Raw genomic sequence first — 12,804 nt, forward strand, 5'->3', positions numbered from 1 at the left:
GCGATGAGACGTGTCGTCATCACCGGTACCGGCATGGTATCACCCTTGGGATGCGGAACCGAGGTGACCTGGTCCCGGCTGCTTGCCGGTCAGAACGGCGCGCGCCTCGTCACCGAATTCGAGGTCGATGACCTTCCCGCCAAGATCGCCTGCCGTATTCCCATCGGTGACGGCACCGACGGCACCTTCAATGTCGATCAGTGGATGGAGCCGAAGGAGCAGCGCAAGGTCGATCCCTTCATCATCTACGGCATGGCCGCCGCCGACATGGCGCTTGCCGATGCCGGCTGGCATCCTGAAACCGATGAGGACCAGATCGCCACCGGCGTGCTGATCGGCTCCGGCATCGGCGGCATCGAAGGCATCGTCGAGGCGGGTTACACCCTGCGCGACAAGGGCCCGCGCCGTATCTCCCCCTTCTTCATTCCCGGCCGCCTGATCAATCTCGTCTCCGGCCAGGTCTCGATCCGCCACAAGCTGCGCGGACCCAATCATTCGGTCGTCACCGCCTGCTCGACGGGTGCGCATGCGATCGGCGATGCCGCGCGGCTGATCGCGCTGGGCGACGCCGACGTCATGGTCGCCGGCGGCACGGAATCCCCCGTCAGCCGCATTTCGCTTGCAGGCTTTGCCGCCTGCAAGGCGCTGTCGACCCAGCACAACGACGACCCGCAGAAGGCTTCGCGCCCCTATGATCGCGATCGCGACGGCTTCGTCATGGGCGAAGGCGCCGGCATCGTCGTGCTCGAGGAACTGGAACACGCCAAGGCGCGCGGCGCCAGGATCTACGCCGAAATCGTCGGCTACGGCCTGTCAGGCGATGCCTATCACATCACTGCGCCGTCCGAAGACGGCGAGGGTGCCGGCCGCTGCATGGCGATGGCGCTGAAGCGCGCCGGGCTGACGCCGGCCGATATCGATTACATCAACGCCCACGGTACCTCGACCATGGCCGATACGATCGAACTCGGTGCCGTCGAGCGGCTGGTCGGCAATGCAGCGTCGAAGATCTCCATGTCCTCGACCAAGTCGGCGACTGGACACCTTCTCGGTGCAGCCGGCGCCATCGAGGCGATCTTCACCACGCTCGCCATTCGCGACAATATCGCCCCGCCGACGCTCAATCTCGACAATCCCGAACGCGAGACGGCGATCGATCTTGTTCCGCATAAGGCTCGTGAGCGAGAAATCAATGTGGCGCTGTCCAACTCGTTCGGATTCGGCGGCACGAACGCGTCGCTCGTGCTGCGCCGTTACGCGCAATAAAAGTCCTGTGGGGTGTAGCGGGTCTCCCTTACACCGCAGGCCGGCCGTCCTCTACGTTGCGTAGGAGGGCGTGCGAAAGCATAACGACCGGCAACGGCGTCTTTGAACGGCGGCAGAACCTGCTTTTGCCGCATTGCTTCGCGAAATAGCGAAGTGAGGGTCAAGTTTTAGAGGATTGCCGGTGAGCGATACGACGAACCAGAGCAACGATAGCCAGGCGCAGAAGGGACCGATCATCCCGAAGTCGCCGAACGAAGCCCTGCGTCCTGAGCGTGTCCCGGAGCCGCCGCGGCGGTCCAGGAAAGCCCGCGGCCAGGTCGTTCTTTTCCTGAACTTCATCATGACGCTGGCGGTTCTGGTCTGCGTCGTCGCCGTCATCGGCTTCTACTATGCCACATCGACCTATCGGAACCCGGGTCCGCTGCAGACCAACACCAATTTCATCGTCCGCAACGGCGCTGGTCTGGCCGAAATCGCCTCGAACCTCGAGCGCAACGCAATCATCAGCGATGCCCGCATCTTCCGCTATCTCACGGCAACGCATCTTTCTGCCGGTGAGAGCCTGAAGGCGGGTGAATACGAGATCAAGGCGAAGGCCTCCATGAGCGATATCATGGAGCTTCTGAAATCGGGCAAGTCCATTCTCTATTCCGTTTCCTTCCCTGAGGGCTTGACGGTCCGCCAGATGTTCGACCGCATGCTGCAGGACACCGTGCTGGAAGGTGACTTGCCGGCCGCACTGCCGACCGAGGGCAGCCTGCGTCCGGATACCTACAAATTCTCGCGCGGCACCAAGCGCGCGGAGATCATCGACCAGATGGCGGCTGCACAGCAGAAGCTCGTCGATCAGATCTGGGACAAGCGCGACTCCTCGCTGCCGCTGCGATCCAAAGAGGAATTCGTGACACTCGCCTCGATCGTCGAAAAGGAAACCGGCGTTCCCGACGAGCGTGCCCACGTCGCCTCCGTTTTCCTGAACAGGCTGGGCAAGGGCATGCGCCTGCAGTCCGATCCGACGATCATCTACGGCCTCTTCGGCGGCGAGGGCAAACCGGCCGACCGGCCGATCTATCAGTCGGACCTCAAGCGGGACACACCTTACAATACCTATGTCATCAAGGGGCTGCCGCCGACGCCGATCGCCAATCCCGGCAAGGATGCGCTGGAAGCCGTCGCCAATCCCTGGAAGACGCAGGACATCTATTTCGTCGCCGACGGCACCGGTGGCCATGTTTTCGCTGCCACGCTCGAGGAGCACAATGCCAACGTCAAGCGCTGGCGCAAGCTCGAAGCCGACAAGGGCTCGGACCCCAACATCGCAGTCGACGGCCAGCCGGAAGAGCAGCCGGCGGATAATGGCGCCACCGTCGTGCCGCCGAAGAAAAAGAAGATCAACTGATACTTTCAGGAGGCACGCATGGCTTTGCAGTCCATGACCGGTTTTGCGCGGCGCGAGGGAACGAGCGGCCGCTGGCGCTGGGCATGGGAACTGCGCTCGGTCAACGGTAAGGGCCTCGACCTGCGCCTGCGCCTGCCGCCCGGTCTCGAACGCATGGAGGCAGACGTCCGCCGCCTCGCCGGTGAAAGCTTCAGCCGCGGCAACCTGCAGGCATCGCTATCCGTCACCGCCGACGAGAACCGTTTCGAGGCGGTGCTGAACAAGGAGGCGCTCGCCGCTGTGCTGGCTATGCGCGAGCAGTTGGACGGTGTCATCGACCCGGCGCCGCTGAAGCTCGATACGCTGCTTCTGGTGCGCGGCATCGTGGAATTCCGCGAAAGCGAGGATGGCGAGGAGGCGCTTGCCGCCCGTGACGCCGATATCGCTGCCGGCCTGCTGGCCGCGCTTTCCGATCTGAGAGCAATGCGCGAACAGGAAGGTTCGGCGCTGGCCCGTATCCTCCTCGACCATGTCACGACGATCGAAGGCCTGACACGGACGATCGAGCTCGATCCGTCGCGCTCGCCACAGGAGATTGCCGCGCGGCTTGTCGCGCAGGTCGCCTTGTTGATGGATGGCATGGCTGCACTCGACCGCGACAGGCTGCATGCCGAAGCCGCACTGCTGGCGACCAAAGCGGATCTGCGCGAGGAAATCGATCGTCTCAAGGCTCATGTCGCCGCAGCGCGCGATCTCCTGGTGAAAGGTGGCCCCGCCGGGCGCCGGCTGGACTTCCTTGCACAGGAATTTAACCGCGAATCGAATACTATCTGCTCGAAGTCGAACGCCTCGGCGGTCACCGCTGCCGGCATCGAGCTGAAAGTCGTGATCGACCAGTTCCGCGAGCAGGTCCAGAATTTGGAGTAAGACATGAACCCGGCGAAATCCTCGCCCGTGCAGATCGCCCGCCGCGGTCTGATGCTTGTCATCTCGTCGCCGTCGGGCGCCGGCAAGTCCACCATCGCGCGCACGCTTCTGGAGACCGACAGGCAAATCGGCCTTTCCGTCAGCGTCACCACGCGTCAGCGCCGCCCGAGCGAAGTCGAGGATGTGCATTACCACTTCAAGAGTGTGCGCGAATTCGAGCGGCTACGCGATAGCGACGCGCTGCTCGAATGGGCCGAGGTGCATGGTAATTTCTACGGCACGCCGCGCGAGCCGGTCGAGCAGGCCATGGCGGAAGGCCGCGACATGCTCTTTGACATCGATTGGCAGGGCGCCCAGCAATTGCAGGAGAAGATGTCGGCCGACGTGGTCTCGATCTTCGTGCTGCCGCCGACCATGACGGAACTCCAGTCGCGGCTGCATCGCCGTGCCGAGGATTCCGAGGAAGTCATCCAGACGCGCCTCGCCAATAGCCGCGCCGAGATCGCCCACTGGCGCGAATACGACTACGTCATCATCAACGACGATCTCAACGCCGCCCTCGACGCCGTCCAGTCAATCGTTAAGGCCGAACGCCTGCGCCGCGACCGCCGCCATGGCATGTTCGACTTCGTCCGCGTACTGCTGGAAGAGACGCCGTCGCTTTAGAGCAAAACTCCTGGCAAAACCGCTTCGCACGTTCCTGAAATTGCCCTACAGGCTGTTTGCGAGAAGGCAGAACTCCTCGACAGACAGGGTTTCCGCCCGTCGGGCCGGATCGATCCCGGCCTTGACGAGCAGGCGCTCGCCGCCGAGCGATTTCAGGCTTTGGCGCAGCATCTTACGACGTTGACCAAAAGCGGCCTGCGTCACTTTTTCCAGATTGGCGACAACGCAGGGAATGGGTTTTTCGCGGGGGACCAGATGCACGACCGTCGACGTCACTTTCGGCGGCGGTGTAAAGGCTTGTGGCGGCACGTCGAAGGCCATGCGTGCCTCCGTTCGCCAGCCGCAGAGCACGCCGAGACGGCCGTAATGGTCGTCGTCTTCGTTGGCGACGATGCGCTCGCCGACTTCCTTCTGAAACATCAGCGTCAGCGACTGCCAGAACGGTGGCCAGGTTTTCGGCAGCAACCAATTGACCAAAAGCTGCGTGCCGACATTGTAGGGCAGGTTGGCAATGATCTTGATCGGACCTTCCGGCGCCAATGTCTCGAAATCCGTCTTCAGCGCATCGCCTTCGATCACCTCCAGCCGGCCGGGATAATGATCGGCGATCTCGGCGAGCGCCGGCAGGCAGCGTGTATCCCGCTCGATGGCGATGACCTTCCTGGCGCCGAGCGCCAGGATCGCGCGCGTCAGCCCGCCGGGGCCGGGGCCGACCTCGAAAACGGTCGCATCTTCGAGCGCCCCCGCCGTGCGGGCGATCTTCTGGGTGAGGTTGAGATCGAGCAGGAAGTTCTGCCCGAGCGCCTTGCGCGCGTCGAGGCCGTGACGCTGGATGACGTCGCGAAGTGGCGGCAGGCCATCGAGTGCTGCCATCAGCGGCGGCTTTCCGCACTGCGGCCGAGCTGGGCGGCGAGCTTCAGAGCCGCAACGAGGCTCTGCTCGCGCGCCAGTCCCTTGCCGGCGATGCCGAAGGCGGTGCCGTGATCCGGCGAGGTGCGCACGAAGGGAAGCCCGAGCGTCACGTTGACGCTGTCGTCAAAACCAAGTGCCTTGGCTGGGATCAGTGCCTGGTCGTGATACATGCAGACGGCGACGTCATATCGCGCCCGCGCCTCGTCATGGAACATCGTATCGGCGGGCAGGGGGCCGATCGCATCGATGCCCTCGTCGCGCAGGCGCTCGATCGCCGGACGGATGACATCCTCGTCCTCCTTGCCGATCGCCCCGCCTTCGCCCGCATGCGGGTTGAGGCCGGCAACGGCGAGCCGCGGCGTCTCGATGCCGAAGCGCTGCCTCAGGTCTTCATGGGCGATCCGGCAGGTTTCCACGATCAGTTCTTCTGTCAGCGCCTGCGGCACGTCCCTAACCGGAATGTGGATGGTGACAGGAATTGCCCGGAGCTTCGGTCCTGATAACATCATCACCGGTGTCACCGGCCGGCCGGTCGCCCTGGCGGCGAGATCGGCGAGAAATTCAGTATGGCCGGGAAACCGGAAACCCGCCTCGTAGAGCACGGCTTTGGCGATGGGATTGGTGACGACCGCCAGCGCCTCACCGGTGATGACAAGCGACACGGCTTTCTCGATCGCCGCGATCGTGCCTTTCGCCGTTGCCGCATGCGGCTCGCCGGCCACCACCTCGATGCCGGCCGGCACGGTCATGACGGGCAGCGCGTCGGCAAACATGCCAGCGGCCTCGCTGGCTTTATCGATCTCGCGGATCGAAACCGCCAGATCGAGCTGGCGGGCTCTCAGCGCCAAGACATCAGGATCGCCGATCAGGAAGAAAGGCGGCAGCCCGAGTTCACGCCGCCGGAGCCAGGCCATCAGAGTAATATCCGGCCCGATGCCAGCGGGGTCGCCCTGGCTCAGCGCAAGCGGTCGCGAAAACGGTATCGCCATTGTCGGTCAGCGATAGGCGATCTGCGCCTTTTTGCGCAGTTCATCCAGGTATTTCTTGCTGTTTTCGTTTTCCGGGCTGGCGTCCTTGCCGCCCTTGGACTTGTCGAGATCTTCCTGGCGGAAGACCATTTCGGCGGCCTGGTCGTCGGAGACCTGCCGCTGGCTGCAGATAGCTAGATATTCGACGCCCTTGTCGGTGACGCGGGTCCCTGTCGTGTTGCCCTTGGCCTGCTCGACCAGCGGCTTCCAATCCGGCGGGATCTCGGGGGCGAGCATGCGGCCGAGATCGCGCACGGAAACGTCACGCATCGTCGCGGCAAACACCTTTGCCTGATCGCAGCCCGGAAATTTCGAGCGCGACGCCTCGGCCTCGCCCTTGCGCTTGCCGGTGATGGCCCCGCGCTTGGCTTGCGGAATGACGAAGATGATCTGCTGCAGCATATATTCCGTCGTCACCGGCTTCTGTTTGTTGTTCTGCATCATGCGCGAGACGAGATCATAGTTCGAAAGCCGCGAGGTCGAACCGTAGCGGGCGTTGACGACACGCGGCCAGCTCATCTGCACGGCGATGAAACCCTTGAAATGGTCGACGCCGACACCGGCGCGATCGAGGATCTGCGACATCTGCTCGGGGGAAAGCTTGTTGCCGCTCGAAAAGCGCGCGAAAGACGCATCGACGTCCTGCTGCGAAACCGACATATGAACGCGGGCGACTTCCTGCCGCTTGAGTGCCTCGTCGATCAATTGCTCCTCGGCGGCCTTGGCATCGGCCTTCGTATGCTGCAGGCGCAGGAAGGCCTGGCGCTTGGCGACATCGCCGCTGGTGATGGCGGTGCCGTTCACCACGGCCTTGACTTCACTTGCCGCAAGCGCTGGACCGGCAAGGCCTGTCAGCAATGCAAGCGCTGCCCCGGCGAGGAACTTGGTTATGGCTTTTTTCGCGTCAATCATCTGTTGACCTCCCGATAGCGCCGCGAGACGTTGTTCGCGGCGTTCTTACCACAGTGCGAGACACGCGGAAATCGCTTCCATCACGGCGCGAAACCCCTATGCCTCAGATACCGACTGGCGGCAATGTCCTGCACAGGCTTACGGCGAAAGAATGGCTTCAGGCCATGTTTGCGCCGGCCGTCCGTCAGTTGAGGCCATCCGAGCTGTCTCCAGAATAGCCGACCTTGATGTCGCCGAGCGTGCGGAAGGTCAGCCGCGCGCCGATCGTCCAGTCGCTTGCCGACTCGTCGTCGGAATCCCTGCTGTCGGTATAGGCGATCGTGAAGATCGTGCATTCGTCCTCATAGGACAGGCCAAGCGTCCGGCGGCTAATCACATCATTGTTCAGATCCCAGGCGATGCCGCCGAAAATCGACCAGTAATCCTTGAACTTGATTTTGCTGCTGGTCTGGATCTCGTCATTGTCCTCGTCGAAGCCATATGCCGGCTGGGCGCTGAGATGGGTGAAGGTCACCTGCGAAGAGAAGGTGTCGTTCTGGTAGGCCGTCGTCAGGTCGCCGCGGCGGAAATCGAAATCCTTCTCGTCGAGGCGGTAGGAGGCGGTCACGGAAACGCCGTACGGTGTCTCGATGCCACCGAGGCCGACATAGTCGGAGCGAGTGGTTTCAAGGCCGGAATCGGCGCCGACATTGACGAGGTCATCGGTCGCAAACGAGTTCTGACCGGCGATCTGGTACGATTGGCCGAAAATGCCGTGCAGCTTGTAACCGCTGTCGAAAGTACCGGTGTACTGGATGCCGACATTGGCGCGGGTACCGCCTTCGACGCGGTCGTAGCCCGAGAATTTGTCGCGGTCGAACAGTGAGGTGGCGTCGAAGACGAAGCTTTGAGCATCCTCGTTCGGCAGGCGGCCTGCGAGTTGCTCGTCGGGGCGGGCATAGATCTGTGCGATCGGCTCGAGGACATGAGTGCTATTGTCAGTCGTCATCAGGATCGGATAACGCATCTCTAGCCCGGCCGTGACCATCGAGCGGGTGGCGGAATTGCCGTCGTCGTAGTTGCCGGCGTAACCTGTGGGATCGTCCATGTTCAGCGCGAAGGCGTCGCCGCGCGCGGCCAGCAGCGGCGTGATCACGAGGCCGGTCGGCGTGACGTAGGTGCGCTTCCACTGCAGCTCGGCAGTCAGCCGCGAGGTCTGACCCTTCAGGCCGCGGAAGCGGTCGAAGCCGTCGACGGTATAGAAGTCGTCATGGGTGCGCGAAATATTCGTCAGGTTGACATCAGCCGAAAGCTCGCCGCCTGCAAGCGGCTGCGGCGCCACATAGTGATAGTCGAGCGACGGATAGACGATCGCCTGCTGTTTTTCGGCAGTGTTCTTCCGGTCGGCATCCTGGACGTCGAAATAGAACGCCCGCATGTCGAAATAATTGCGTTTCCCAAGTCCCGTCAGGTAGATCTGGTTGGTACGATCGGTGCTGGTCAGGCCGCGCAGCTTGTAGGTGCGCGAGAAGTTGTTGTCGCTCTGCATCATGACGTCCCAGCCGAACGTCCAGCGCGGATTGATGCGGAATTCGGCCTTCGATGCCACCATGCCACGCTGGCCGGCTTCGGCATCGCTGGTGCCGGAGCTGAAATTGTCCGGCTTTGCCTGGTCTATACCGGCGACGCGCAGGATATGCGTGCCATTTTCGAAGCGCTGGCGGAATTCGCCTTCGACGAGGAAGCCCTGGGCGGTGTAGCCGGTGGCGGTGACCGTCGCGTCCATGCTCGGCGAGATCACATAATAATAAGGAACGGAAAGCCCGAAGCCAAGATTCTGCGACAGGCTCATCGTCGGGAAGAGAAAGCCCGACTTGCGCTTCACCGTATTGTCGGGAACTTCCATGACCGGCACGAAGGCGATCGGATAGCCGAGCAGCTCGAAGCGCGCTCTCTCCAGGCGGATCGTGTGCGTCACGCCATTCTGGATCACACGCTTGGCCTTGACCTGCCAGAAGGGCGCGCGCTTCGGATCTTCGGCGCAGGGAAGGCAGGCCGTGTAGACGCCCTTGTTGAGAATCATCTGCGTGCCGCCGACCCGCTCGCCGGTTTCGGCGACGATACGGGTATTGTCGGCAGTTTCGATGCGCAGCGAGTTCATGAACCCGTCAGCGAAATTGTCGGTCACGTCAAGGTTGTCGGCATAGATGCGGTTGCCGTCGGGGCTGACCAGCTCGATATTGCCGATCGCCATCATCCGGCCGGTCTTCTGATTGTACTCGACCTTCTGCGCGACCATCTTGTAGCCGGCATAATTGATCTGCACGCCACCGACCGCCGACACCAGATCGGCGTCACGGTTATAGACGAGTTCATTGGCCGAAAGCAGAAGCTTGGCCTCTGCAGGAATCTTCTTCTCGATCGTTTGTTCGGGCGCGCTGACCTGGCCGTATGAGACCGGGACACTGCCGAAATAGGAACATAGAGTCGCGCCGACAAGCAGGGCAACCAGCTGTTTACTAAAATACTTGCGGTCGCCTACCGCCACTAGCCGTCCTCCTGATGAAGCAGAATAGTCGCACCCAACGCCAGCGCGACGACCACCGGTATCCACGTCGCTACGAAGGGGGGCACGACTCCACTGCTTCCGAATGCCTTTACAAGCACGGTGATGACATAAAGCATGAAGCCCGAAAGGATGCCACCCAGAATCACGGAGCGGGATTGGTTGAACCGGCTAAATTTTAGGGACACTGTTGCAGCAATGAGAGTCATGGCCACCAGCAGCAATGGCTGGGACAACAGGGAGTTGAATTGCGTCTCCAACGCCTTGGTTGAGATGCCGAAGGATTTGGCCGCCGCAATTCGGTTGGAAAGGTCAAAGAAACCAATTGTTTCCGGCGCGGTCAGCCGCTCCTGGACGAAGTCCTGTTTCAGATTGGTGCGAAGTTGAACCGAAGCTTTACGCTCCGGGATTTCGCCAGGCTTGCGCTCGACAACGTTGTTAAGTTGCCAGTAACCATCTTCCAATTTTGCCGTGGCCGCGTCCTGTCTCAGAATGACCTGACCCCTTGAATCGAAATGGATCAGGACGGCGTCGATCAGCTTGGTTCCGTTATCCTGGACCGTCTGGGCGCCGATGATGACATCGTCCCGGCCACTGATCTGGCGCAGCCACGGAATCTGCGGGGCCTTGCGCAGAACCGCGTTCTCGCCGCGCCAGTCGGATTCGACCAGCAGTGCCTGGCGCTGTCCCCAGGCCGCAAGCGGGTTGAGCGCCGCCATCGTCAACAGGCCGAGCGCCAGCGAGCCGGCGATGAACGGGAACATGAACTGCCAGACCGAAATGCCGGCTGCGCGCGTCACGACGAGCTCATATTTGCGGTTGAGGCCGATCAGCACCGTCATGCCGACGAACAGCGCGATGAACGGCACCGTCTGCTGCAGGATGAGCGGTAGGCGCACGGCGGTCATCAGGACGCCGCCGCTGATCGTGTAGCCGGGCAGACCGGACATGCGGCCTGCTGTCTCGCTGAAATCGAGGAGGAAGGAAATCGCCGAGACGCCGATCAGGAACCAGCCCGTCGTTACCAGGTAGCGGCGAAAGAAATAACGCGACAATGTCCCGAACATCATTGGGCCGTGCCCCCGCCGGTCCTGCCGGTCGCGGCAAGCAGCCTTTCCTGCATCTGTCTCCAGAAAGACGAAATCCGGTCCCGAATGAACGAAGGCATGACCAGTCGTTTGTGCAGGCCGAGGAAGACGATCGAGACGATGCTGCTGACGATCGGGATGGCGTAGAGGACGGCGATATATTCGGGGTCGGTGTCGATCTGATTGGCCGCGTAGAAGGCCGCCCATCGCATCGCGAAGGCATAGGCAAGCGCGCTCACCATCGGATGCAGCCGCGCTTCGCGGTGCGAGCGCGCATCGCCGGCGATCGCCAGTGAAAACAGCGCAAAGACGACGGGCAGGATCCAGTCCGTCAGCCGGCGGTGCAGTTCGGCGCGGTAGCTCTGCGGCCGGATCGTATAGTCCTTGTCGGCCGGATCTGGATTCAACAGGAACCACAGGTCACGGTCGCTGGCGCGCAACGTCGCCTGACCGCGACTCTCCGTCATGTCCGAGAGGTCGAAGGAATAGGAATCGAAATTGATGACCGAGACGTTGCCATCGGGCGTTTTGCGGTGCACTTCGCCTTCATGCATGATCAGGGTCGTGCCCGTATCGTCGACGGCGCCTTCCTTCGCATAATAGATCAGTTCGTAGGCCGGATCGCGCTCGTCGGCGACGAAAAGGCCCTTCAGCATGCGGCCGGCCATCCGCTGCGAGATCTGCACATAGAGGCCTTCATCAAGCTTGCGGAAGGTCTTTTCTTCGATCACCGAAGAGAGGAGGTCAGCGTAGGTCTCGGCGATCATCTGGCGCACGACGGTTTTTGCGCGCGGCTCGACGACGTTGTCGACGAAGAAGGAAAAGACGCTGATGACGGCGGCAAGCAGCAGGATCGGGCGGATCAGCACGCTGCGCCGGGCCCCAGCCGCGTCGATGACGGTCAGCTCGGAATCGTTGTTCATCGTCGTCAGCGTCTGGGTGATGGCGATAACGAGGGCGAAGGGCAGTACGACGGGAATGATCGACGGCAGGATCATCGTCGCGAGCTTGGCGAACGAGCCGATCGACTGGCCGCTGTCGGTAACCAGATTGATGCGCTGCAGAACCTGAGTCGTCCAAATGATCGCCAGAACGGGCAGGAGCGCCACGAGAAACATCTGGCCGACGCGCCGCAATATGTATGTCTCGAGTAGTTTCATGCCTGCCCTTGAAAGCACCTGCACGCCCAAACGGCTTTGCAGGAGAATCCCTCTACGCTCTTTGTCGCGCTTTTGCGACAAGCTGGTGTCAAAAATTCATTCAAATTTCAGAATTTTTTTGATGCTGTTGCGACTCAGTTAACGCCAGCAACGCGGCGAAGACGACAAGCGACGAAAGCCATCCAAGAACGACGTCGGAAAGATAGTGCGCGCCGAAGGATAGCCGCATCGCCGGGGTGAGGATCGAGATCGCCGCCACAGGCGCCGCCAGCGCATAACGCAGGGGCTTTGGAACGAAGAGCAGAAGGCAGAAGAGCCAGCCGGCGCTTGCTGCCTCGCCTGATATGAACGAACAGTTCGAAACGCATTTTCCGGCAAGCGAACCTGCCTCGGCGAAATGCAGCGCACCGCCGAAAATGTCCGTCTGTATCGGCCGCGGTCGGCCCCAATGCTCCTTCAAGATGACATTGACGAGCAGCACCGGCCCGATCAGCAGCGTTCCGAGCGCGACTTTGAGCTTCTGCGCCCGCTCGGCGTTAAAGGTTGCGCCATGCTGCTGGTAGCATTCGACGAGTTTCCACAGCATCACGATCGCCACCACATAGGGCAAGCGGAAGAAGAGGGTGCGCAGCAGGTCGAAGGCCGCGACGTCGCGATAGGGAAAGCTGCCGCAGATGCTCCCGGCGGCGGCAGCCGCGTCGCAATCTGCGCCTACGAAAAAAAGCTGGGAAAAATAGATGTCTATTTCGGGCAAAGCGCGGAAGACGGCAAGCAGCGCCCACCACGTCCAAAACAGCAGCATGAATGCACCGAAAGTCGTTTTCGGCAGGCGGATTGCGAGGTCCCGCCATCGATTTTTCGAAAAAACTGTCAACGCGAATATCTACGAAACGGACGAAAACATGAGGGCCGTGATGGCTGC

The 12,804-nt window shown here is 61.7% G+C and carries 11 protein-coding genes; 4 read left to right on the forward strand and 7 right to left on the reverse strand.

Features of this window, described 5'->3' with window-relative positions; translation table 11 throughout:
• The first annotated feature begins 3 nt into the window (after positions 1–3).
• The 4 genes from fabF (at position 4) to gmk (ending at position 4,237) form a co-directional block, all read left to right on the forward strand.
• A complete protein-coding gene (gene fabF / locus ELH03_RS06115; protein WP_018447415.1) occupies positions 4–1,266 on the forward strand; it encodes a beta-ketoacyl-ACP synthase II in 1,263 nt (420 codons plus the stop codon).
• 181 nt (positions 1,267–1,447) lie between these two features.
• Entirely contained in the window at positions 1,448–2,665 is a 1,218-nt protein-coding gene (gene mltG / locus ELH03_RS06120; RefSeq protein WP_128401249.1) for an endolytic transglycosylase MltG, read from the forward strand.
• An 18-nt stretch (positions 2,666–2,683) separates the two neighbouring features.
• Positions 2,684–3,571: a YicC/YloC family endoribonuclease gene (locus ELH03_RS06125; protein WP_128401250.1), complete on the forward strand. Its 888-nt coding sequence runs from the start codon at positions 2,684–2,686 to the stop codon at positions 3,569–3,571.
• 3 nt (positions 3,572–3,574) lie between these two features.
• Positions 3,575–4,237: a guanylate kinase gene (gmk, locus tag ELH03_RS06130; protein WP_027685260.1), complete on the forward strand. Its 663-nt coding sequence runs from the start codon at positions 3,575–3,577 to the stop codon at positions 4,235–4,237.
• 45 nt (positions 4,238–4,282) lie between these two features.
• Here the strand turns inward: gmk and rsmA are convergent, their stop codons facing one another.
• From rsmA to ELH03_RS06165, 7 genes are all read right to left on the reverse strand, one after another.
• On the reverse strand, positions 4,283–5,110 hold the full coding sequence (rsmA, locus tag ELH03_RS06135) for a 16S rRNA (adenine(1518)-N(6)/adenine(1519)-N(6))-dimethyltransferase RsmA (protein ID WP_128401251.1): 828 nt from the start codon (positions 5,108–5,110) through the stop codon (positions 4,283–4,285).
• Entirely contained in the window at positions 5,110–6,138 is a 1,029-nt protein-coding gene (pdxA, locus tag ELH03_RS06140; RefSeq protein WP_130658658.1) for a 4-hydroxythreonine-4-phosphate dehydrogenase PdxA, read from the reverse strand. The genes rsmA and pdxA overlap by 1 nt, the downstream gene beginning before the upstream one ends.
• A 6-nt stretch (positions 6,139–6,144) precedes the next feature.
• A complete protein-coding gene (locus tag ELH03_RS06145; protein WP_018241453.1) occupies positions 6,145–7,089 on the reverse strand; it encodes a SurA N-terminal domain-containing protein in 945 nt (314 codons plus the stop codon).
• 184 nt (positions 7,090–7,273) lie between these two features.
• Positions 7,274–9,616 (reverse strand): LPS-assembly protein LptD, encoded by a 2,343-nt coding sequence (locus ELH03_RS06150; RefSeq protein ID WP_128401253.1) that lies wholly within the window; start codon positions 9,614–9,616, stop codon positions 7,274–7,276.
• Positions 9,616–10,704, reverse strand: coding sequence for an LPS export ABC transporter permease LptG (gene lptG, locus ELH03_RS06155; RefSeq protein WP_128401254.1), 1,089 nt, complete (start codon positions 10,702–10,704; stop codon positions 9,616–9,618). Before lptG ends, ELH03_RS06150 begins: the two co-directional genes overlap by 1 nt.
• Positions 10,701–11,882 carry an LPS export ABC transporter permease LptF gene (lptF, locus tag ELH03_RS06160; protein ID WP_128401255.1) on the reverse strand — a complete coding sequence of 394 codons (1,182 nt, stop codon included), beginning with the start codon at positions 11,880–11,882 and terminating at the stop codon, positions 10,701–10,703. The genes lptG and lptF overlap by 4 nt, the downstream gene beginning before the upstream one ends.
• Positions 11,883–11,982: 100 nt before the next feature.
• Entirely contained in the window at positions 11,983–12,756 is a 774-nt protein-coding gene (locus ELH03_RS06165; RefSeq protein WP_128401256.1) for a phosphatase PAP2 family protein, read from the reverse strand.
• Positions 12,757–12,804 lie beyond the last annotated feature (48 nt).

Source organism: Rhizobium beringeri, assembly GCF_004306515.1.
GTDB lineage: Bacteria > Pseudomonadota > Alphaproteobacteria > Rhizobiales > Rhizobiaceae > Rhizobium > Rhizobium beringeri.

Bases quoted from the DNA above. Each gene is read 5' to 3' on its own strand.
- fabF (WP_018447415.1), top strand. From the start codon at position 4: ATGAGACGTGTCGTCATCACCGGTACCGGCATGGTATCACCCTTGGGA.
- ELH03_RS06125 (WP_128401250.1), top strand. From the start codon at position 2,684: ATGGCTTTGCAGTCCATGACCGGTTTTGCGCGGCGCGAGGGAACGAGC.
- gmk (WP_027685260.1), top strand. From the start codon at position 3,575: ATGAACCCGGCGAAATCCTCGCCCGTGCAGATCGCCCGCCGCGGTCTG.
- rsmA (WP_128401251.1), bottom strand. From the start codon at position 5,110: ATGGCAGCACTCGATGGCCTGCCGCCACTTCGCGACGTCATCCAGCGT.
- pdxA (WP_130658658.1), bottom strand. From the start codon at position 6,138: ATGGCGATACCGTTTTCGCGACCGCTTGCGCTGAGCCAGGGCGACCCC.
- ELH03_RS06145 (WP_018241453.1), bottom strand. From the start codon at position 7,089: ATGATTGACGCGAAAAAAGCCATAACCAAGTTCCTCGCCGGGGCAGCG.
- lptG (WP_128401254.1), bottom strand. From the start codon at position 10,704: ATGATGTTCGGGACATTGTCGCGTTATTTCTTTCGCCGCTACCTGGTA.
- lptF (WP_128401255.1), bottom strand. From the start codon at position 11,882: ATGAAACTACTCGAGACATACATATTGCGGCGCGTCGGCCAGATGTTT.